Genomic DNA, 20,995 nt, shown 5'->3' on the forward strand with positions numbered 1-20,995 from the left:
TCGCATCGATTGGTAAACAGGTCGTTATATCCCGTCACTACGATGAGCAGCGAGTTTCGAATCCTCTTTGTTGGCAACAGCTATACAACGAGAAACGATCTGCCGACGCTGGTTGCCCGCCTCCTTGAGGCAAGCATTCCCGGTATGCAGGTGAAGGCAGAGGTACTTGCATTCGGCGGCGCATCGCTAGCGGCGCACTGGAACCGCGGTGAAGTCCAAAAGCGTCTGGCTGCCCAGAAATGGAATGCGGTGGTGTTGCAGGACCAAAGCACTCGACCGCTCCGCGCATTGAAGAGCATGCAAGAATATGTGCGACGGTTCGTCGATGAGATTCAAGCCGCCGGGGCGAAGCCATATTTGTACATGACCTGGGCTCGGAAGGACAACCCGGCGTCGCAGGCCAATATCGTTACGGCGTTTCAGGGTTTGGCTGAAGTGACGGGAGCCGGAGTTATCCCGGTCGGCCTGGCATGGGATCAGTTTCGCAGACTGCGGCCTGCAATCGACCTATACGAGCCCGACGGAAGCCATCCATCAGTGATAGGGTCTTATTTAGCGGCGTGCACTCATGTTTTCTCACTTGCCGATGTTGATGCGGTCTCCGATAGCTCAGCGGAAAACAGATTAAGTTTAACTGACCTGCATCTGCTCCATGAAATATGTAAGACGACCGCAAGAGCCGATAAAACATTCCGCTCAACCTAGTTAGCCATGCCGCATCCTGATTCGCTTAAGAGCCATCGGGAGGAGCACCATCAGGCAGTTCTGGTGGCTGTAGAGCGGCAGCGATCGGTCGATAGTGTCGGAGCTTCAGAATCCGCTTCAGATCGGCCTTTGTAATGTGTGTACGCGGGTTTGCATATGCCCGCCAGTCACTGCGCATCGCGTGTCCAGCAGGGCATTGATACTCGTTGAGATGGACGCGGTGTTGCTGTAGTAAGGCGCGAGGTGATGGCGCAAATCCCCGGGATCAAAAAACCGGTCGATCCCACGCAACAGATGATCTGAGGGCACGCGATCGTCGCGGTTGAACGAGTAGAAGAGCTTCTCCTGCGAACCGCCCTTGCGCGTTCGCGCTTCGCCCGCGGTGAATATCAGAGGTTGCGTACTTTCGACGCAAAACGTTATTCGGGTCGGCGACAAGATTGCTGAGGCGGCGACACTCGCTGAGCCGCGAGCGGCTCCTCCCATTGCTCGCCGGACTCTGCACGCTATGTACGAATACGCCGCCTTCTGAGTGTTGGCTCGCCCTGGCAACGCTGTTCTGTTTTCTCGTTCACGCGGCAACGCCAGCGCCGCGACGTGTACGCGCTATGCGTCGGCGAGATTGCAGCTTGAATGCTGCGTCGAACGAAGGATTCTCACGTTTGAAACACAATTGACGACGTGAAGAACGCGTGTTTCTCGTGTCGAGATGCGCGACCGACGGACAGAGAATCCGCACCTCATACTCGACTACGCTGAAAGCGTTTACGACGCTAATGAGTCGGATCGACTTATCAGACGGCGAATGTTCCGACCGGCCGTCATGGATCCGCAAGCAGACCGAAAGTCCGTTTTCAGGTCGTATTCCAAGTAAAAACCCTGGCAACGGATCGCCCTTTTGCGCTGGAGTGATTCTCATTGACACGCGCCTTTACGACTGGGCAAACGCGCCGGAAAGGGTCCGCGTTGCCGGTCTGTAACGTTTTGTAATGACTTGTAACCAATTCGTGTGTTGATTTTACCGGTCTGTCTTGCAAGGCCCAGATGGGATTCGGCATCACTTACTTAGGTAATCTCGTAATATTTCAGTTACATACCTGAAACCTTTCAGTCGCCCATATTCCGGATTGGAATCTGTAAAGCTCAATTTGCCAACAAAATCACCGGTTTAGCTCGCATGGTCCGCAATTCGCTAAAGGTTCGGCGCGGGGAGGGTGAAGAAGGGGACGCGAGCACATCTACGACTGGCCCAGGCACCAGTTGTCTGTGACTGCCTGCATCCCCGGCTGAAACGGGGTTGCGCAAGAGCACACACCCATCCCACGTATACCCGCGGCCACGGGAACCGATCAAAACGACGAGTGGTTGCTGGAACCGTCGGCCGCGCATTGGGCAGTGCTTTGGTAGCGAGAACAACACAAATGACAGACAACCATACTGCGCCCATTTACAGCGACGGAGGCGAAACCGTCGCAGGGGAGAGTGCTTCGAGCACGCGCGCCACGAGGGATCCAGGGGAAATGGAACGTCGCCGGCGCAAAGGCATGCAAATGCTCGCGCGCGGGATGAACCAGGCCGATGTGGCGCGAGAGCTCAATGTCAGCCGCCAGACGGCATCGAACTGGGCGAGAAAGCTCGTCGAGGGTCCACGCGCCTGGCGTCGCCGGCCGTTGGGACGCCGCAGCCGCCTCACCGACGCTCAAAAGAAAAAGCTCAGCCGGATGTTGATGGCGGGCGCCCTCGTAAACGGCTTTCCGAATGACGAGTGGACGTTGGTGCGCGTCGCGCAAATCATCGAGCGCGAGTATGGGCTGTCGTACAGCGCGGTCAACGTGTGGCGCATCCTGCAAAAAATGGGTTTCCGAAATGCAGTATGACGTCCGCGCGCTCACCTCGGAGCATTCGATCGTGCAACTTACGGTGGATGCCTGCGACGAATCGGAAGTCCGGCGCCAGATGGAGCTGCGCGGCCTGTATGCCGCCGATATTGCACCGGCACGAAGCGGTCTCGCGAAAGGCCTGCGCGTGCGCAGCGCGCGGCGAACACGTCTGTCGCTGACGCTCTTCACGCAGGAGTTGCTTGCGTTGTTGAACGCGGGCTTGAGTATTGTCGAATGTCTGGAGGCGCTGCTCGAAAAAGAAGGCAACGCAGCCTCCAGTCAGATGCTTTCTCGCATGCTCGACGCGCTGCGTGACGGCAAGCGCTTTTCGGGCGCGCTCGCAGAGCAGGATGAACTGTTTCCCCCGCTTTACATCAGCATCGTCAGAGCGGCCGAGGATACAAGCGATCTGCCGCAAGCGCTGTCGCGCTACATCGCCTATCAACAGCGCATCGACAGCGTGCGCGGCAAGCTCGTCAGCGCTTCGATCTATCCGCTGATCCTGCTCGTCGTCGGCGGCGTGGTGAGCGCGTTTCTGATCGGCTATGTGGTCCCGCGTTTTGCCGAAGTCTATCAAGGCGCGGGACGAAGCCTGCCATGGTTGTCACAGGTGCTCCTCGGTTGGGGGCAGTTCGTCGCGAATCACGGCAAGGCGCTGCTTCCCATTGCGCTCATCGCCGCTGTCCTGCTGTTTGCCGGTGCGAGGCGGCTGCTTGCGCGCGGCGGTATCGCCTATCTGCTCACACGCGTGCCGGGCATCGGCGAGCGTGTGCGCATCGTCGAACTCTCGCGGCTCTATCTCACGTTGGGCATGCTGCTCGAAGGCGGCATCAGCATCGTGGCTGCGATGGACACCGTGCAAGGCATGGTGACGGCAGACGTGCGGGCGAATCTGATGGCTGCGCGGCAAAAAGTCCAGTCAGGTCTTGCGTTGTCCACGGCCTTCGATGCGCATGGACTGAGCACGCCGATTTCTTTGCGCATGCTGCGAGTCGGCGAACGCAGCGGCGAACTTGGGCAGATGCTGACGCAATCAGCCGCTTTCTATGACGGAGAGATCGGCCGCTGGATCGACCGCTTCATGCGGATGTTCGAACCGCTGCTGATGGCGGCGATCGGGTTGATCGTCGGGGCGATTGTCGTGCTGCTCTACATGCCGATTTTCGATCTGGCAGGAGGGTTGACATGAACGCACCGGAACGCGCGCAGCCTCCCTTCGACGCCACCCTGTTGCAGCGCGCCCGCGCGCAGGCGGGGCAATCGCAACGTTCGGTGCTGGCTGAACTTCAGGCACTCACGGGCGCCGATGCCCGCGACCTGGTGCCCGCGATTGCCGAGCCGTTCGGCCTGAAGGTGCTCGAAACGGCGCAGATGCTCGCGCTTGCGCCGGCCTTCGATCTCGTGCCGCTGTCCAAAGCGATGCAGCGGCATTGCGTGCTGCTGCGCACGGCCACTGCAGAATTGATCGGCGTCATTGCCGACCCGTTCGACACCGACCTGCAAACGTGGCTCGAGACGCACGCGTCAGCGCCCGTGTGCTACTGCCTTGCGTTACAGGCGGATATTCAGGCCTATCTGTCGAAGCAGGAAGAGTCGGTACGCGCGGTCGATACGCTGGTCAGCAACACAACCGACGACACGCACGGTGCGCGGACCGTCGCGGTGCTGTCGTTTGCGTCGCTGTCGGAGGCAGGCAGCCCGGCTGTCAAGCTGGTGAACTCGACGCTCTACGACGCGCTCAAGGCAGGCGCTTCGGACATCCATCTCGAGAGCACGGCGCAGGGGCTGGCCGTCAAATACCGCATCGACGGCGTGCTCGATCATGCGACATCTGCGACGGGCATCGAAGTCGCGCAACAGGTGATCTCGCGCCTGAAAGTGCTGGCCGAACTCGACATCGCCGAGCGCCGCGTGCCGCAAGACGGCAGCTTTCGCGTCGAATCAGGCGGACGCGAAATCGATTTGCGTCTTTCGATCATGCCGAGCATTCATGGCGAAGATGCCGTGATCCGGATTCTCGACAAGCGCGCAATGATCGAGGCATATGGATCGCTGACGCTGGAAGCGCTCGGTTTCGATGCGCCGTCGCTCAGATCGCTGCGCATGCTGGCCGAAGAGCCGTACGGCATGTTGCTCGTGACGGGCCCGACAGGGTCCGGCAAGACCACGACGTTGTACGGCGCGCTGACGGAAATACACAACGGCCGCGACAAGATCATCACGATCGAGGATCCGGTCGAGTATCAGTTGCCCGGCATTCTGCAGATTCCCGTCAACGAGAAGAAGGGTTTGAATTTCGCACGCGGTCTGCGTTCGATTCTGCGTCACGACCCCGACAAGATCATGGTCGGCGAAATCCGCGATCGCGAAACGGCAGAGATTGCAGTGCAATCCGCGTTGACGGGCCATCTCGTGCTGACCACGGTGCACGCGAACAACGTGTTCGATGTGTTTGGCCGCTTCAGTCACATGGGCATCGACCCGTATGCGTTCGTGTCCGCGCTGAACGGAATCTGGGCACAGCGGCTGGTGCGCCTGACGTGCGCTCGCTGCTCGACGCCGTATCAACCGGACGAAGCCGACCTCTCGCGCGTGGGCCTCACGTACGCCGACGTAGCCGACTATCGCTTCTTGCACGGCAAGGGCTGCGGGGACTGTCGCGGCACGGGCTTCAGCAAACGCCGCGCAATTGCCGAGATATTGATCCTGAACGACGAGGTGCGCGAACTCATCATCGAAAAGCGGCCGATCCGCCACATCAAGGAAGCAGCGCGGCGTAACGGCAGTCGCAGCCTGCGTGAAGTCGCGCTCGACCTGGTCAGGTCGGGCGAGACCACGCTCGCGGAAATCAAGCGGGTGACCCTGCATGAATAAGCTCTCCCCAATGCTAGGCGCGGCGCTCGCACGCGGTACCCAGGCGTTGCACGGCACGTCCTTGCACATCGGGCTGTCGAAGAACGCGCTCGGGCTGCTGCGCACGCGGAACTGGCCGCGCGGTCGTAGCGAACTGCTGATCGAGCGCACGCTCGACGCGAGTTCGCAGCAAGCGATCGCGAACGGCCTGCGCGCCGCGCTCGCCGACGCGGGTTGCTCGCGCATGATCGCGACCGTCGTGCTCGCCGACGACCTGACACGCCTCTTCATGGTCACGCCGCCGAACAACGCGGAGCGGCTGCGCGACTGCCACGCAGCGGCCGCCATGCGATTCCAGTCGCTGTATGGCGAACCACCTCACGACTGGAAGATCGATGCCGACTGGGACGCGAGGCGTCCGTTTCTGGCCTGCGCGGTGTCGCGCCCGTTGCTGGCGGCGTTGCAGCAGATAAGCGCCGATAGTCGCCTGACATTGACCGGCATCGTGCCGCAGTTCATTGCTGCGTGGAACCGCTGGCAGCGCAGGATTGCAGACGGCGCGTGGTACGGCACGATGCATGGCGACACGGTGACGCTGGGCGTGATCGGCGGGCATCGCCTGACCGGTATTCGGCGCATGACGGTACCGGCCGATGCTCACTACGACGAAGGCTGGTTATCGGATCAGGTGACACGCGAGGCGCTGCGGCTTGCATTGCCTCTGCCCTCGCGTATTCATCTGGCCGGCAGCGCGCCCGACAGGTGGTTCGCCGACAGCGTTCGCACGCCGGTTTGTTCGCGGCTCGAAGCGAACCTGGATGTGCTGGCCTTCGCAGGCGAATCGGCCGGCGTTGCACTGGCCTGCACGGGAGTGCGCCGATGAGCACCAGCCATATCGACTTCGCGCCGCGCTCGCTTCGCCGCGTGATCGCGCGCACCGGGCCACTGACGCTGCTGATCGGCGTGACGGGAATGATGCTGTGTGTGAGCGCCGCCGTCATCGGCTATGGCCTGCTGGTGAAAAGCGAGGCACGGGACGTCGAACTGCAGAGCCTGCGCACGCGGATCGCGGCGCGCACGCAACCGGTGACACGCGCCATCACGATATCGGACGTGCAGGCCAATGCCGTCAACGCGGTGGTCGGGCGACTCAATCTGCCGTGGCACCAGGTGTTTCACGCGGTCGAATCGGCGACGCCTGCCAGCATTGCGCTGCTCGAACTGACGCCCGATGCGAAGCAGCATGCGATCAAAGGCGTAGCCGAAGCGAAGAGCAGCGACGAGATGCTCGATTACATCGCCCGGCTCGGCGGCCAGGCGTTCTTCAGATCTGTCGTACTGACGCGGCACGAAGTCAACGACAAAGACCCGAACAAGCCGCTGCGGTTTCAGTTTGTCGCCGAATGGGAGAGGGACACAAAATGAATACGGCGCGCGTCGGAACACTGGCATTGCAGACGCGTCTGGCGCTATCGCGTTTGGGCTGGAGCCGTTTCGTTGTCGTGTTGCTATGCGTGGCGGGCGCGGCGTGCTGGCTCGCGTGGATTCCTGCGCAGCATGCCGATGCGAATGCGCAGGCGAAGGCGATCGAACGTCAGCGCATGGCGTTGCGAGCGCCGCGCGCCGCACGACGCGAGACCCCGGCCTCACCGGCCCAGGCGAACCTGATGGCGTTCTATGGCACGCTTGGAAACCGTCAGCACGCGGAACGGCAGATCGGCACCTTGTTCGAGCTCGCGCGCAAATCGGGCCTTGTGCTGTCCAAGGGTGATTACACCTGGGCCTATGACCGCAACAGCCAGGTCTATGCCTACCAGGTGCTGTTGCCCGTTGCAGGCCCCTACAGTGCCGTGCGCCGCTTCTGCGAGCGAGTGCTGTTGACGATCCCGTTTGCATCGCTCGACGAAATCGCGTTCAAGCGCGAAGCCATCGGCAACGGCTCACTGGATGCGCGCCTGCGCTTCACGCTTTATCTCACGGACGCTCCGACCGTCCATGTCGCGCCGGAAACACTCGCGATGGAGGTCAAGTCTCCATGAAAGCGCGACACGCGACATTAGGCGTCATGTTCCTCGCCGCGGTATGGCTGAACTGGTTCGGCAACGATCCGTCCGGTGTGACGTTCGTTGCACCGACAGAGCGCAGCGACAGGCCGGGCGTGCCTGCGAGGACGGTCGCCGCGCCAGCATCTCCACCCGCGATTTTGCCGCTGCGCGCCCGCAGCGAACTGATGGGTGGCGTGGACGAGACGGAGCAGGTCCTGTTCGGCAGCCATAGCTGGACGCCGCCGCCGCCTCCACCCGTCGAAGCGAAGGTTGAGCCGCCGCCAAAGCCGGTTGCGCCACCGCTGCCGTTCATCTATCTCGGCAGGAAGCTCGAAAACGGCAAATGGGAAGCTTTCCTCGCACGCGGCGGCGACACGTACGTCGTGCGCGAGAAGAGCGTGATCGACGGTACTTACCGTGCTGAATCGATTACGCCGACAACATTGACCATAACGTATCTGCCACTCAAGCAGATCCAGACCATGACGATCGGGGGGGCGAATGATGTTTGCACGAAAAATTGTCGGGCCGTCATGGCAGCGATTCGTGCTGCGAGCCCGCATGGTTTGCATCGTTGCCGCTTCCGGGTTGTTTCTGGCCGGCTGCGCGGCCGATACCGCTTTCCGCGAAGGCAACGCGCTGGTGGCGCAGGGCAAGGTCGAAGAAGGCATGGCCAAGTTTCAGGAAGCCTTGTCTTATAACCCGCGCGCGGTCGAATACAAGATGGCCTACTTGCAGACTCGCGAACACGCCGTTACCAGCTATATCGAACAGGGCGACAGCGCGGCTCGCGATGGCAAGCGCGACACCGCGGAAGCGCTTTACAAGCGTGCAGTGGCGATCGATCCAACCAATGAACGCGCGCGCGCCGGCTTGCGCGCGATCGAGGTGGCCCAGCGCGATGCCCGCACGAACGGTTCGTCTAGCGCGGCGCTCGAAAAAGAAGTCGCGCTCACGACACGCCGCGACAACGATGCCCGCAATAGCGGGGCCCAGCCTGCCAACATGCTATCGGCCGCATACAGGCAGCCCATTTCAATCGAGTTCAAGGACGTGACGTTGAGGCAGGTGTTCGAGGTCATCTCGCGTTCGGCTAACCTCAACTTCCTGTTCGATAAAGATGTGCGCACCGATCAGAAGGTGACGGTCTACCTGAAAAACAGCACGATCGAATCGGCGGTGTATCACACGCTACTGACTAATCAGCTCGAACAGCGCGTCCTGAATGAAAACACGGTCTTGATCTATCCCAACACGCCCAGCAAGCTGAAGGACTATCAGGAAATGATGGTGCGCGTGTTCTACCTGACCAACGCCGATGCGAAGATCGTCGCCAACACGCTAAAGACGATACTCAAGGCGCGTGACGTGGTGGTCGACGAAAAGCTCAACATGCTGATCGTCCGCGATACCCCTGATGCAATCGCACTGGCCGCCAGGCTGATCGGCCTGCAGGATGTGCCGGAGCCGGAAGTCATGCTCGAAGTCGAAATTCTGGAAGTGAAGCGCAACAAGCTGCTGGAGCTTGGCATCGCCTGGCCGGACAGCCTGACCTTGACGCCGCTGCCTCCTACCGCACTCGGTGTGCTCACGTTGCACGACCTCGTGCATACGACCGCTTCCACACTCGGCGCGGGAATCGGGCCCGTCACGATCAATGCGAAGAATACCGAAGGCGACGCAAAGATTCTGGCGAATCCACGCATCAGGGCGCGCAATCACGAGAAAGCGAAGATCCTGATCGGCGACCGGGTGCCGCTGATTACGACGACGTCGACCGCAACGGGATTTGCATCTGAATCGATCAACTATATCGACGTGGGCCTGAAGCTCGACGTCGAGTCGTCGGTGCACCTGGACAACGATGTTGCGATCAAGGTCGCATTGGAAGTGAGCAATATCGTCAGCCAGTTTACGACCAAGTCCGGTTCGGTTGCGTATCAGATCGGCACCCGCAACGCGAGCACGGTCTTGCGGCTGAAGGATGGCGAGACCCAGGTATTGGCGGGCCTGATCAACGATCAGGACCGGCGCGATTCGCGCAAGATACCGGGTCTGGGCAATCTGCCCGTGCTGGGGCGCCTGTTCGGCAGCACCGCTGACGACAATCAGAAAACCGAAATCGTGCTGTCGATTACACCGCACCTGATTCGCAATATCGAGCGCGCGGAGATGCGGTATTCGGAGTTCTCGTCGGGAACGGAAGACAGCCCGCGCATTCGTCCCGAAGGGCTGAACGTGCCCGCCGCGCCTTCGCCATTGATCGCGTTGAAGGGCACGTCGTCGTCGCCTGCAGTGCCGGTAGCGGCTGACGCTCCCGCCATGACGACTGGCACACCTGCCGCTGCTGCTGCTCCTGCTCCTGCTGCCGCTGCTGCCCCTGCGGCATCGCCTGGCGCGGGCGCACAAGGCGGTGCGCAGTTGAAATGGGAAGGGGCTCAACAGCTGAAAGTAGGCGACACGTTCACGCTGCAACTTGAGATGCAATCGGGACAGCCCGTGACGAGCCTGCCGCTCGCCATCACGTATGACGACACGATCCTTCAACCCAGCGGCGTAACGGAAGGCAGCTTCCTGAAGCAGGGCGGCGCGCAGACCAGTTTCACCAGCAAGATCGATACGGGGGGCAGATACTCATTACAGGTACGCGCAACGACAAGGGCGGCGCCACTGGCAGCGCGAATTTCGCGAGCATCAATTTCCGCTCCATTGCGCCGGCGAATTCGTCCGCGATCCAGTTGCTGACGGTTGCGCCCGTCGGGGTCGGAGGAAGCGTGATCCCGGCACAGGCGCCGGCACCGCATATGGTGCAGATCGATCCGTAACGCGTGGTGAGGAGATAACGTGAACACGACGGCGGCGTTCATCCGGCGCAGGGCTCGAGCAGGTACTCACCGCGCTCGCACGGGCTTCACGTTGATCGAGATGCTGGTCACGCTCGCGATACTCGGTGCGCTGGCGTCCGTCGTGCTGCCGCTCGCGCAAGTACAAATGCAGCGCAATCGTGAGCATGCATTGCGGCAATCGCTGCTTGAAGTTCGACACGCGATCGATTCATACAAACGCGCTAGCGACGAAGGACGCATTTCGAAGCCGCCTGGCGCGTCGGGCTATCCGAAAGATCTCGATGTATTGGTCGAAGGTGTGGTCGACCAGCGAAGTCCTACGCGCGCGAAGATGTTCTTTTTGCGCCGGGTGCCGCGCGATCCGTTCGCAAACGAAGTGAGCGGGCGCGATTCGGATTCCTGGGGCAAGCGCAGTTACGAGAGCGAGGCCGACGATCCGCGCGAAGGCGACGATGTTTTCGACGTCTACTCAAAATCGGATCAGGCCGGCCTCAACGGTGTTCCATACAGGCAATGGTGAACGCGATGAACAGGCTACGCGCCCACTCCGCAAGGCGAAAAACAGCACGGGGTTTCACGCTCATCGAACTACTTGTCGTTCTGGCGATCGTTTCTCTGCTTTTGACGCTGGCCGTGCCCAGGTATTTCCATAGCGTCGACACGGCGCGCGAGACTGTTTTGATCGAGAACCTGTCTATCGCACGCGAAACGATTGACAAGTTCTTCGAAGACACCGGACGCTATCCGGACTCGCTTGAAGAACTGGTGGAGAAAAAGTATTTGCGGGCGCTGCCGTTCGACCCGATCGTCAACAGTTCGACAGGCTGGACCATCGTTCCCCCCGACGACACGAGCAAGGGCCGGGTGTACGACCTGCATAGCGCAGCGCAAGGCACGGGCAGAACGAATGTTCCCTATTCTGCGCGATAGGATCGTCATGCGTCATCCACACTCACGCGAGGACGGCTTTACGTATCTGGGCGCGCTGATTCTCGTCGCGATCATCAGCGTGACTGCGACGGCGACACTGAAGCTCGGTGCCGCCATGCAGCGCCGCGCGGCTGAAGAACAACTGCTCGCGATTGGCGGCGAGTTTCGCGACGCATTCGTGAGCTATGCGAACGCGACGCCGCCAGGACAACCGCGCACGCCGCAGAGCCTGGAAGATTTGCTGAAGGACCCGCGCTTTCCTGTTGTGCGGCGTCATCTGCGCCGGGTCTACGTCGATCCGATCAGCGGCAAGCCGGAGTGGGGCACGATTCCGGCGCAACCGGGGCCAGGCATCATGGGTGTGTACAGCCTGGCCGACGGAACGCCCATCAAGGTGGGTCAGTTCGAGATGCGCTTCCAGGAGTTCGAAGGCAAGACTTCGTATCAGGACTGGGTCTTCATGCCGCCGCCTGAGACGATTGTTCCAATGCCGGCGGGAAAAGCGGCGGGCGCGGTGAATGGTACCGGCCCGGCCATTGGCTTGACGAATTGAGTTGCATTCGCCGTTAGCTGCTGATGTCGGCGTTGTCGCCCGTTCCTCCGGGCTGTCCGTCCTTGCCATAGGAGCGCAGGTCGATTTCGCTATTCGCACCCGGCGACTGGTATTGATACGGATGTCCCCAAGGGTCGAGCGGCACTTCCTTTTTTAGGTAGGGGCCATTCCATTGCGTCACCGTGGCCGGTTTGGTGACGAGCGCCGTCAGACCTTCTTCAGTCGTCGGATAGCGACCTACGTCGAGCCGGAATGTATCGAGCGCCTTCTCGAGCCCGGAGATTTGAGCTTTTGCCATCGTGCGTTCGGATTTACCGAGCTGCGTAAAGTACTTTGGACCGACATAGGCGGCAAGCATGCCAATGATCACAATGACGATCAGCAATTCAAGCAGCGTGAATCCCCTGGCGGGGTGTTTGAGTTGTGTGTGTGAAGTAGGCATGGGATGGCTCAACGCGTCGACTGGTTGCGGGCGGCCTGCATACGCGCGAGCACCGCTGGCACGTAAAGCATGGTTTCCCGATAAGGTGGAATGCGCGCGGCATGTTTGGCGACGGCGCCTTCCCCCGCGTTGTAGGCCGCAAGGCTGAGCGCAACGTTTCCGTCGTAGAGTGCGAGCAGACGCTTCAGATGGCGGATGCCCGCATCGATGTTTTGTGCGGGATCAGCGGGGTTGGTCACACCGTACATCGCGGCTGTCGCCGGCATCAGCTGCATCGCGCCACTGGCGCCTTTAGTCGAGACTGCCGTCGAACTTCCCTTCGACTCGACGTCGATGATCGCCTGGACGAGCACAGGATCGACGCCGTACTTGCTCGACAGTTTTTCGATAAACGCTGTGCGCGATTCTTTGCCCAGACTGCTGGAAAGCGCCGAAACATTCCGTTTCGATGACGCGGATGAACCGGATGGCGAATCGTCACGCAAATAAAGCCGATAGCTTGCGTCCAGCTTTTCGCTAGCGAAGCGCACGGTTCCGTCCTGTCCTTCAGACCTATAGATATCCGCACTCGTCGCCTCACCGCAAAGCGTGGCCGCCGCCGTGCAAAGAAGAAATCGCATCAGTGTCGTCTGCGTTTTCATGACGCTCCGCCTGTCTTTGAGTACTTTCAAGGAAATTAGCACGCGGTGTTTAGCAAGAGAACATTGATGCATTGTGGTCGCGTGCGCTCGCGCACACAACTATCGTTTAAGCGCCTGGCCGAAAGATAAGCGGTACGCCTTAAAAATAGAAAGAGGATGGGTACGTTGAAAAGCCGGATGAGAGAGCGTTCGGGAGATCGACGTTCAACCTCGATCGGGTAGCTGTTGCAACTGTGAAGCACTTGTTTTTCTTGCAAGATACGGGTGCCTGAATTAGCTGAGCGAGATGGTGCGCGGCCTTGCAGACAGGGCGGCCCGACTTCCTGTCATGTTCATTTGCAAATCACTATTTGCCTTGTTCCAATTCTGAATCAAAACCAAAAATCGCATGATCAAGGCATCCTGATTCGCGACTGCCCGATGGCACTAGTGATTCAGAAATTGAGTTGTCAATCGCATATTTAAATCGCCTTCGTCTGCACGTGCAGCGACGAAACTCTTTTCCATATCGAATCCGGTGCGCGTCCGCACATAACGATGTGTTTGCCGCTTGAAGCGCTGCTCGGCACGAATGGCGCGTACCTTGCTCTACCCGTGCGAAACCCTGTTCCCTGAGCAGATCGGCTTCGCGTTCAGGTTATCGATTTACTCAATGGCATGACAGGTTTACCGGCAAATCGCTTCTCCGGATTGATGGAGCTCTCAAGGAGATCGAGATAACGAAGCGGACTCAACTGGATGAACGTGCAAACCGAAGTTCTCAACTAACCCCGACTGCACCCGGAAACATCGGGTGAGGAAGAAGTCAGGGCACTTGCTCTCGGCGTATTACCGCGTTAACCGGATCACGATGAAGGGAGAAACGTGTCATGTCGAACTCAATTCCGATCAACACCAGACGCGACGCCTGTGGCGATCCGCGTTGGGATATGCCACGAAGGGGCCACGTCTTTTTCCTGCACCGGTTCGCCGCGCTTCTGATGATCGTTGCGCAGCTGTGCTGGATCAGTCAGGCCATGGCCCAGCTTCCGCCACCCGGCACGCCATCGCAATTCGATATCGTCGGGTTCTTGCAGGAAGCGACGTTGAACGGCCCCAATCCGACTGCCACAACGGGCGGCAAGCTGAAGGTCAATGGCCATGTCGTGGTCGTCCCGGACAACACGATCGTGATGCTGCCGGCGAACGCATTGACGTGGCAGGAACTGTTCGCGCAGGCCCCGGCGCCTTATACGAACATCGCGACGGGCATGGCACTCGCGGACTCGCCCGCGCCGCTCACGACGTATGAAGTGCACGTGATCGGTAATCGCGTTGGCGACACGTATATCGCCGGGCTGATCTTTCTGTCCCAACAGGATCTGAACGCGGGTGCGGGCTATATCAACTACATCGACTATGGTCGGGGCGAAATGTACGTGGGCGGCACGCTCAACGTCGACGGCGCAGGCGTGCCGCGTAACGTGCTGGACCCGAACAACCCCGGAACGCGTATCTCCATCAACGACCCGGCCGGAAGGTATGGGCGCACGGGTTCGCCGGATCAGCGCTTCACACTGGACCCGGACAACCCGACCGTGCGCAGCACCACCGGTTTCCCGATGTGTCTGCCGCGCACTGACCCGAACGATCCCAGTGCCGTTCCCGATGCGCTGTGTCCGGAAGGAAACCGCCCGAAGGATGTCACGGGGAACTTCGTTGCCACGGTCTCGATGCCTGATCCCAAGACGATCGCCGCAGGGCAGCTCCCCGATCCGCGCATCATGGCGCCGTTCGAGGTGGGCGATTTTGTCGACTATGCAGGCACGCTCGTCAGGGACAGCGGCACGAGCGGTCCTTATCCGTCCGGTAGCTCGGGTACTTACATTTCCGCGCACACGATCACCGATAACGTAGCGATCTATACCGCGCCTGGCACGGACCCGGCCTATGTGGCCGTCGAAGTGACGATCATTGGCACGGGCGGCCTGACTGTGCTCGGCGCGGGAGAAGCGGTCGTGCGCACCCGCTTCGAAGGCATGACGACGGACCCGAGCCGTAACGTGCATCTGTACGGTCTCGATTTCAATCCGTCGGACGGCAAGATCAGCGATCGCGATTGGGGCGTGGTGGGAGTCGATCCCGGCGCACCGAACGGTGCGGTCAAGGGACGTTGGCGCTTCCGCCCGCCGTGCACGGTCGCGGTTCCCACCATCAAGGATTGCAAGGGGCCATCGGGCGGATCGTTCCTGCCGCCGGCGCGTGAAGTGCGCGCGGTGATCGAGGGCGCATGGACCCCAACGACCGATCCCGCAACGACAGGTGGCGCTAACGGGATCATCGCCGGGCAGTACCGCGCGCCGATTCTTGAGTTCATTTTCCCGGAAAACGTTCCGGGCACGCCACCGCCGCCGAACAACTTCGAGACGATTCCGTTCCTCGCTCAGGGGGGCTATGTCTCGTCGGCGAATACGCTCGTGGGGCAGCTCAAGCCGTGGCCGGGCAGGGAAGCACCCGGCACTTGCGTCGCACCGACAGCCAGCGCAGGCGCGGACTTCAATGTAGCGTCCGGCGCGACGAATGTGCCGCTGTCGGGTAGCGCAACGGGCAATGGTCAGCTGACGTATGCATGGACGGCCGTGTCGCCGTCGAACACGGTGATCACCAATTCCACGTCGCCCAATGCTACGTTCAACGCGCTCACCATTGCGCCCGGAGGCGCGTCTCAGACGATGGTGTTCAGCCTGACTGTCACCGGCTGCAACAACAAGTCGGCGACCTCGACGGTAACGGTGACCGTGTTGCCTCCGCAGCAGACGACGCCTGTCATCAGCCCGATTGCGCCCGTGACGGTCAACTCGGGTACACCGGTGCGTCTCACGGCAGTGGGTTCGGGACCGGCGCCGCTCACTTATACGTGGACACAAACGGCTGGGCCTTCACAGGCGTTCACGCAGCAACCGGCAGGCGATGCGTCGATCAGTTTCACCCGGGCCATTCCGATCGGGAAGATCACGAACGATGTCCTGACGTTCCAGGTTGTGGCAAAGACAACCACCGGCGCCACGTCGGCTCCCGTCAGCGTGACGGTCACGGTCAAGCCGGTCGCCGACACGGTCACGATCACGGCCGCCGTGTACCGGACGTCGAAGCAACGGCTCGATCTGACCGTCACGTCGTCGATCGTCAATCCGAATCTGACGCTCACGCTGCAGCCGTATCAGACCGCCTTGGGCACGACGTTCGATCCGAGCAGTCTCGGCGCCACGCTGACGAACACGGGTGGCGGTACGTACACGCTGACGCTGGTCGGCGCGCCGCAACCGACAGCACCGCCGGCACGGCCGCTCGTCGTCAAATCCAGCATCGGAGGGACGAGCCCGGCAACGGCATTGACCAACTTGAGAAACTGAACCAGGCAACCCTGCACTGGCGGGGTGCGTTCACCGCGCATCTCGCCAGTAAGACAGGCCAATAAGACAGGCGAGACATAAGAAACTGCATTGCATAACTGAAGGCCAAACAACAACGGGGAAGGGGAATGGACAAGACTGCACAGGCAGAAAGCCGGCGATTGTTCCATGCAAGCCGGCGTACTGCGAACTGGATGGCAATCGGGTTGACAGGCGGTGGCGTGGCACTTGTGTTGGCGATATTCGGCACGCTCTATACGGAGGCAGGCGCGCAGGTCCCGCCACCCGTCCAGCGGCCGCTCGGCACACTGAAAAACGTACCCGTGCCGGGGCCGTCGGAACAGGAACTCGCCGTATTCGTGCGAGACAGATCAGCCGCTGTGCAACTCGGCAAAGCGTTGTTCTGGGACACGCGAGTCGGCAGCGACAACCGCACTGCGTGCGCCAGCTGTCACTTTCATGCGGGCGCGGACAACCGCACGACAAATCAGATCAACCCGGGCCTGCTTGCCGGCGATCACGCTTTTCAGACGGGCGGCACGACCGCCGGTCCGAACTACACGCTGCGGGCCGGCGATTTTCCGCTGACGAAGCATTCGAACATCGATGACTCGACGACCATTTACGCGGACAACAACGATGTGATTTCGTCGCAAGGCGTGTTCACGGCGAAGTTCGATCGCGTGACAGTCAATGCGAATGCAGACGACTGCACCAATCTGTCCGATGCCGTCATGCATGGCGGCAGCGGTTTCAACATCAACGGCGTCAACACACGGCGCGTCGAACCGCGCAACACGCCGAGCGTCATCAACGCGGTCTTCAACTTCCGCAACTTCTGGGACGGCCGGGGCAACAACGTATTCAACGGAGGCGATCCGTTCGGCTTGCGCAACTCGCAGCCGCTCGTATGGAAATTCGAGAACGGCGTGCTGAGGAACGTGACAGTGGCGTTGCCTTCGTCGTCGCTTGCGTCGCAAGCATCCGGGCCGCCTTTGAGCGGCAACGAAATGAGCTGCCAGGGACGCGCATTCCTTCATCTCGGGCAGAAGCTGTTGAAAGAGAAGGTGCTGGCCGAACAGACCATTTCGCCGCGTGACAGTGTGCTCGGCAGTTTCGCGCAGCGTCCACCCACCTACGCCTCGCTCGTGATGAAAGCGTTTCGTCCGGAGTACTGGGTGTCGCCCGTCATCATCAATCTCCCGGGCGGGCACCGGCTGAACTTCAAGCCAATGGACCTGTTGAAGCAGCGCCGTGGCGACGACATCAACTTCGGCCCGTTGAAAGAGAACCTCATCGCCAGTCAGATGGAGTCCAACTTCGCGTTGTTCTTTGGCATCGCGATTCAGATGTACGAAAGCACGCTGATCTCGGACGATTCGCCGTTCGACCGCTTTGCGGCCGGCGACCGTACGGCGCTCGATGCACAGCAGATACGTGGCCTCAAGCTGTTTCAGGAACAGGGCCGCTGCATCAGTTGCCACAGCGGACCTGAACTGACAGGTGCCGCATTCAGCAATGTGTCGAACCAGCGGGTGGAGCGGATGGTGATGAGCGATGGCGCGCCCGCCATCTACGACACGGGCTTCTACAACATCGGCGTGCGGCCGACCCAGGAAGACGTGGGTCTGGGCGGTACCGATGCATTCGGCAATCCCTTGTCCGAGACGAGGATGCTGGCGCTCGGCAAATCGGCGCTGCTCGGAAACAGCTTCGGCGAGGGCAGTGTGCAGAACTTCCCGGCGGGCCAGCGCATCGTCGCGGATGGCGCGTTCAAGACGCCGGGCCTGCGCAACGTGGAATTTACCGGCCCGTACTTTCACAACGGAGGCAAGGCGACGCTGATGCAGGTGGTGGATTTCTATAACCGCGGCAGCGACTTCGGCAATGCGAACCGCGACAACTTCGATTTCAGCGTCGCGCCGATTGGGCTGACACAAGGACAGAAAGAGGACCTCGTGGCATTCCTGCTGTCGCTATCGGACGACAGGGTCCGGATGAGCAAAGCGCCGTTCGATCATCCGTCGCTCTGCGTGCCGAACGGGCATCTTGGCGGCACGAATGCCGTGGCGCAAAAGGGCAGAACGGGCATGGCAATCGATGTGATGCAGTGTCTGCCGGAAACCAGTGCAGCGGGCGCAAAAGAAGGCTTGCACACGTTTCTGGGACTGAGTCCCTTTGCGCATTGAAGCGCGTACGGACAAACCCATGAAGACACGTCATTTGCCCGCTCACTTCATAAGAATCCATGCCATGTCACTTCTCTTTTGTTTCTTTAGCCGTGCATCGCGTGCCTTGGCTTTGCTGATGCTGTCCTTCATTGCCGCGCAGGCGCTGGCCCAGGTGCCGGCCGTCGGCGCGGATTCGCAGTTCGACGTGATCGGATTCATCCAGGAAGCCACGCTCGATTCATGCGGCAACGAGCTGTGCGGCGGAAAAATCGTCGTGAACGGCCAGTCGATCGTGATTCCGTCCAGCACGATCGTGATCCTTCCGGCCAATGCGCTGACATGGAAGGAACTGTTCGAGCAGGCCCCCGCGCCCTATACCAACATGGCGACGGGCATGGCGCTCGCGGACTCGCCCGCGCCGCTGACGACCTATGAAGCGCATGTGATCGGCAACCAGGTCAACGACGTGTTCATCGCGGGGCTTGTCTATATCTCACAACAGGACACCAACAATGGCGCCGGCTATATCAACTACATCGACTATGCGGCGGGCGAGTTGCGGGTTGGCGGGCGGCTCGTGCGCGATGGCAATGGCGTGCCGCAGAACACGCTCGATTCGAGCAAGCCGGGCACGCGCGTGCGCATCAACGATCCGGCTGGGCGGTATAGCCGCGGGCTGTCGCCGGATCAGCGCTTTACGCTCGATGCGGATAATCCGACTGTGCGCAGTGCCACAGGCTTTCCGATGTGCCTGCCGCGCGTCGACCCCAGCTCGCAAACCGAGGATGCTGCGTGCCCGCAAGGCAATCGTCCCAAGGACGTGAACGGACTCTACGTCACCAACTTTACGATGCAGGCGCCTTCGGAACTCGCTGCCGGGCAACTGCCCGATCCGCGCATCATGGCGCCGTTCGAAGTGGGCGACTACGTCACGTACGCCGGCACGCTCGTCACCGAGCGCGGATCGCAAGGACCGTATCCGTCCACCAGCGCGACCTATGTGTCGGCGCACACGTTGACCTCCAACGCTGCGATTTTCACTGCGCCGGGCAGTGACCCTGCCTACGTCGCCGTCGATGTGACGATACTCGGGAACGGCGGCGTCACGGTGCCTGCTGGCATGGAGGCGGTCGTGCGGACCCGGTTCGAAGGCGTGACGACCGACCCCACCCGCGATATCCATCTATACGGAATCGACGTCGCGCCAGATGGCTCCACGAGCGATCGCGACTGGGGCATCGTCGGCGTCGATCCTGGTCCGCCGACGGGTGCGGTGAAGGGCCGCTGGAAATTCACGCCGCCCTGCACGGGTGTGACGGCGACCTTCAGGTTCTGCTTCGGTCCGCTGACTGAGGGCACGTTCCTGCCTGCCACGCGCGAAGTACGGGCGGTTATCGAAGGCGCATGGACGCCCGCCAGTTCCGTGCCGCAGAAGAATGGACTCGTGGCCGGGCAATATCACGCGCCCATCCTGAGCTATCTGTTCGAAGAGAACGTTCCGGGTGCACCGCCGCCGCCCATCAATTTCAGCACGATGCCGTTCCTCGCGCAGGGCGGCTACCGTTCGTCGACGGGTGTCGTGGCGGGACAGCTCAAACCCTGGCCCGCATCGAAGCTGCCGGCGTCGTGCACGCCGCCTGTGGCGAGCGCAGGCGCGAACTTCTCGGTCGCATCGGGCGCGAAGAACGTGCCGTTGACGGGCAGTGCGAGCGGCTCCGGGGAATTGACCTACGAGTGGGTTGCGCCGCAGGGCATCGTGCTGTCGCCATCCGCGTCGGTTGCCAACCCGACCTTCAATGCGCCAACCGTCACCGCCAACAATACGTTCCTGTTCACGTTGAACGTGACCGGCTGCAACGGTCAGAAATCGACGGCGGCCGTCACGGTCACGGTCGCGGCGCCCCAGCAGGCGGCACCCGTCGTGACGCCGATAGCCGCTCGCACGGTTACTTCGGGGACGACCGTCACGCTTACGGCGCAGGGTTCGGGCACGCACGCGCTCACCTACACGTGGACGCAAAGCAGCGGGCCTTCACAGCCATTCAAGCAGCAGAACGGCAGCGCGACCATGAGCGTCGCTCATGCGTTACCAGTTGGACAAACCACCAACGACGTGCTCGGTTTCACCGTGGTCGCTACCGACACCGTCACGCGCGCGACCTCCGCACCCGTGACGGCGACGATCACGTTCACGCCCATACCCGACACCGACGCGATCACCGTCGCCGAATACCGCATATCAAAGCAGCGTCTCGACATCACGGCGACGTCGTCGGTAACCAGTCCAAAGGTCGTGCTGCGCCTGCAGCCTTACCGCACGACGTCGGGCGCATTGTTCGATCCGGCATCGACAGGCAATACGTTCACCAACAACGGCGGCGGGAACTACACGCTCACGCTGGTCGGCGTGCCGCAGCCCGGCCCCGATGCGCCGCTCGTCGTCACGTCGAATCTCGGCGGCAGCAGTCCACCCAGGCCTTTGACACGGATTCGCAACTAGGACGCACGTCGGATAACCCCAGCCCCTTCAACCACTC

Annotated in this window: 17 protein-coding genes; 15 read left to right on the forward strand and 2 right to left on the reverse strand. The window is 61.1% G+C overall.

Going from position 1 to position 20,995, the window contains the following annotated elements; genetic code table 11:
• Nucleotides 1–42: 42 nt before the first annotated feature.
• The 12 genes from PPGU16_RS30785 to PPGU16_RS30835 all read left to right on the forward strand — a co-directional run bounded on the left by PPGU16_RS30785 (nt 43) and on the right by PPGU16_RS30835 (nt 11,812).
• On the forward strand, nt 43–705 hold the full coding sequence (locus PPGU16_RS30785; protein ID WP_180726505.1) for an SGNH/GDSL hydrolase family protein: 663 nt from the start codon (nt 43–45) through the stop codon (nt 703–705).
• Between the two features lie 1,544 nt (nt 706–2,249).
• Nucleotides 2,250–2,582 (forward strand): helix-turn-helix domain-containing protein, encoded by a 333-nt coding sequence (locus PPGU16_RS30790; RefSeq protein WP_238266750.1) that lies wholly within the window; start codon nt 2,250–2,252, stop codon nt 2,580–2,582.
• Nucleotides 2,572–3,774 carry a type II secretion system F family protein gene (locus PPGU16_RS30795; RefSeq protein WP_180726506.1) on the forward strand — a complete coding sequence of 401 codons (1,203 nt, stop codon included), beginning with the start codon at nt 2,572–2,574 and terminating at the stop codon, nt 3,772–3,774. Before PPGU16_RS30790 ends, PPGU16_RS30795 begins: the two co-directional genes overlap by 11 nt.
• Nucleotides 3,771–5,459, forward strand: a complete 1,689-nt coding sequence (locus tag PPGU16_RS30800; protein WP_180726507.1) for a GspE/PulE family protein — start codon at nt 3,771–3,773, stop codon at nt 5,457–5,459. Before PPGU16_RS30795 ends, PPGU16_RS30800 begins: the two co-directional genes overlap by 4 nt.
• Nucleotides 5,452–6,321 (forward strand): hypothetical protein, encoded by an 870-nt coding sequence (locus PPGU16_RS30805; RefSeq protein ID WP_180726508.1) that lies wholly within the window; start codon nt 5,452–5,454, stop codon nt 6,319–6,321. The genes PPGU16_RS30800 and PPGU16_RS30805 overlap by 8 nt, the downstream gene beginning before the upstream one ends.
• Nucleotides 6,318–6,863: a PilN domain-containing protein gene (locus PPGU16_RS30810; protein ID WP_180726509.1), complete on the forward strand. Its 546-nt coding sequence runs from the start codon at nt 6,318–6,320 to the stop codon at nt 6,861–6,863. Before PPGU16_RS30805 ends, PPGU16_RS30810 begins: the two co-directional genes overlap by 4 nt.
• Entirely contained in the window at nt 6,860–7,477 is a 618-nt protein-coding gene (locus PPGU16_RS30815; RefSeq protein WP_180726510.1) for a hypothetical protein, read from the forward strand. The genes PPGU16_RS30810 and PPGU16_RS30815 overlap by 4 nt, the downstream gene beginning before the upstream one ends.
• Before the next feature lie 26 nt (nt 7,478–7,503).
• Nucleotides 7,504–8,184 (forward strand): hypothetical protein, encoded by a 681-nt coding sequence (locus tag PPGU16_RS42785; protein WP_243460736.1) that lies wholly within the window; start codon nt 7,504–7,506, stop codon nt 8,182–8,184.
• Nucleotides 8,072–10,228, forward strand: a complete 2,157-nt coding sequence (locus tag PPGU16_RS30820; protein ID WP_434064456.1) for a secretin GspD/PilQ domain-containing protein — start codon at nt 8,072–8,074, stop codon at nt 10,226–10,228. The genes PPGU16_RS42785 and PPGU16_RS30820 overlap by 113 nt, the downstream gene beginning before the upstream one ends.
• Before the next feature lie 180 nt (nt 10,229–10,408).
• Complete coding sequence (locus tag PPGU16_RS30825; RefSeq protein ID WP_180727119.1) at nt 10,409–10,849, forward strand: type II secretion system protein; 441 nt, start codon at nt 10,409–10,411, stop codon at nt 10,847–10,849.
• A gap of 5 nt (nt 10,850–10,854) precedes the next feature.
• Nucleotides 10,855–11,259, forward strand: a complete 405-nt coding sequence (locus PPGU16_RS30830) for a type II secretion system protein (RefSeq protein WP_224027479.1) — start codon at nt 10,855–10,857, stop codon at nt 11,257–11,259.
• 7 nt (nt 11,260–11,266) lie between these two features.
• Entirely contained in the window at nt 11,267–11,812 is a 546-nt protein-coding gene (locus tag PPGU16_RS30835) for a type II secretion system protein (protein ID WP_180726513.1), read from the forward strand.
• Nucleotides 11,813–11,825: 13 nt separating this feature from the next.
• Here the strand turns inward: PPGU16_RS30835 and gspG are convergent, their stop codons facing one another.
• Both gspG and PPGU16_RS30845 read right to left on the reverse strand, forming a co-directional pair.
• Nucleotides 11,826–12,254 (reverse strand): type II secretion system major pseudopilin GspG, encoded by a 429-nt coding sequence (gene gspG / locus PPGU16_RS30840; RefSeq protein WP_180726514.1) that lies wholly within the window; start codon nt 12,252–12,254, stop codon nt 11,826–11,828.
• Nucleotides 12,255–12,262: 8 nt separating this feature from the next.
• Complete coding sequence (locus tag PPGU16_RS30845; protein ID WP_180726515.1) at nt 12,263–12,895, reverse strand: lytic transglycosylase domain-containing protein; 633 nt, start codon at nt 12,893–12,895, stop codon at nt 12,263–12,265.
• Nucleotides 12,896–13,764: 869 nt separating this feature from the next.
• Between PPGU16_RS30845 and PPGU16_RS30850 the strand changes: the two genes are divergently transcribed.
• From PPGU16_RS30850 to PPGU16_RS30860, 3 genes are all read left to right on the forward strand, one after another.
• Nucleotides 13,765–16,287 (forward strand): PKD domain-containing protein, encoded by a 2,523-nt coding sequence (locus PPGU16_RS30850; RefSeq protein ID WP_180726516.1) that lies wholly within the window; start codon nt 13,765–13,767, stop codon nt 16,285–16,287.
• Between the two features lie 221 nt (nt 16,288–16,508).
• Nucleotides 16,509–18,476, forward strand: coding sequence for a cytochrome-c peroxidase (locus PPGU16_RS30855; RefSeq protein WP_180726517.1), 1,968 nt, complete (start codon nt 16,509–16,511; stop codon nt 18,474–18,476).
• Nucleotides 18,477–18,594: 118 nt separating this feature from the next.
• Nucleotides 18,595–20,958, forward strand: a complete 2,364-nt coding sequence (locus tag PPGU16_RS30860; RefSeq protein WP_180726518.1) for a PKD domain-containing protein — start codon at nt 18,595–18,597, stop codon at nt 20,956–20,958.
• The last annotated feature ends 37 nt before the right edge of the window (nt 20,959–20,995 follow it).

The sequence above is a fragment of the Paraburkholderia largidicola genome, assembly GCF_013426895.1.
Lineage (GTDB): Bacteria > Pseudomonadota > Gammaproteobacteria > Burkholderiales > Burkholderiaceae > Paraburkholderia > Paraburkholderia largidicola.

Excerpts from the sequence above, each read along its gene's own strand:
- PPGU16_RS30785 (WP_180726505.1), top strand. The coding sequence starts at position 43 with ATGAGCAGCGAGTTTCGAATCCTCTTTGTTGGCAACAGCTATACAACG.
- PPGU16_RS30790 (WP_238266750.1), top strand. The coding sequence starts at position 2,250 with ATGCAAATGCTCGCGCGCGGGATGAACCAGGCCGATGTGGCGCGAGAG.
- PPGU16_RS30795 (WP_180726506.1), top strand. The coding sequence starts at position 2,572 with ATGCAGTATGACGTCCGCGCGCTCACCTCGGAGCATTCGATCGTGCAA.
- PPGU16_RS30800 (WP_180726507.1), top strand. The coding sequence starts at position 3,771 with ATGAACGCACCGGAACGCGCGCAGCCTCCCTTCGACGCCACCCTGTTG.
- PPGU16_RS30805 (WP_180726508.1), top strand. The coding sequence starts at position 5,452 with ATGAATAAGCTCTCCCCAATGCTAGGCGCGGCGCTCGCACGCGGTACC.
- PPGU16_RS30810 (WP_180726509.1), top strand. The coding sequence starts at position 6,318 with ATGAGCACCAGCCATATCGACTTCGCGCCGCGCTCGCTTCGCCGCGTG.
- PPGU16_RS30815 (WP_180726510.1), top strand. The coding sequence starts at position 6,860 with ATGAATACGGCGCGCGTCGGAACACTGGCATTGCAGACGCGTCTGGCG.
- PPGU16_RS42785 (WP_243460736.1), top strand. The coding sequence starts at position 7,504 with ATGTTCCTCGCCGCGGTATGGCTGAACTGGTTCGGCAACGATCCGTCC.
- PPGU16_RS30825 (WP_180727119.1), top strand. The coding sequence starts at position 10,409 with ATGCTGGTCACGCTCGCGATACTCGGTGCGCTGGCGTCCGTCGTGCTG.
- PPGU16_RS30830 (WP_224027479.1), top strand. The coding sequence starts at position 10,855 with ATGAACAGGCTACGCGCCCACTCCGCAAGGCGAAAAACAGCACGGGGT.
- PPGU16_RS30835 (WP_180726513.1), top strand. The coding sequence starts at position 11,267 with ATGCGTCATCCACACTCACGCGAGGACGGCTTTACGTATCTGGGCGCG.
- gspG (WP_180726514.1), bottom strand. The coding sequence starts at position 12,254 with ATGCCTACTTCACACACACAACTCAAACACCCCGCCAGGGGATTCACG.
- PPGU16_RS30845 (WP_180726515.1), bottom strand. The coding sequence starts at position 12,895 with ATGAAAACGCAGACGACACTGATGCGATTTCTTCTTTGCACGGCGGCG.
- PPGU16_RS30850 (WP_180726516.1), top strand. The coding sequence starts at position 13,765 with ATGTCGAACTCAATTCCGATCAACACCAGACGCGACGCCTGTGGCGAT.
- PPGU16_RS30860 (WP_180726518.1), top strand. The coding sequence starts at position 18,595 with ATGCTGTCCTTCATTGCCGCGCAGGCGCTGGCCCAGGTGCCGGCCGTC.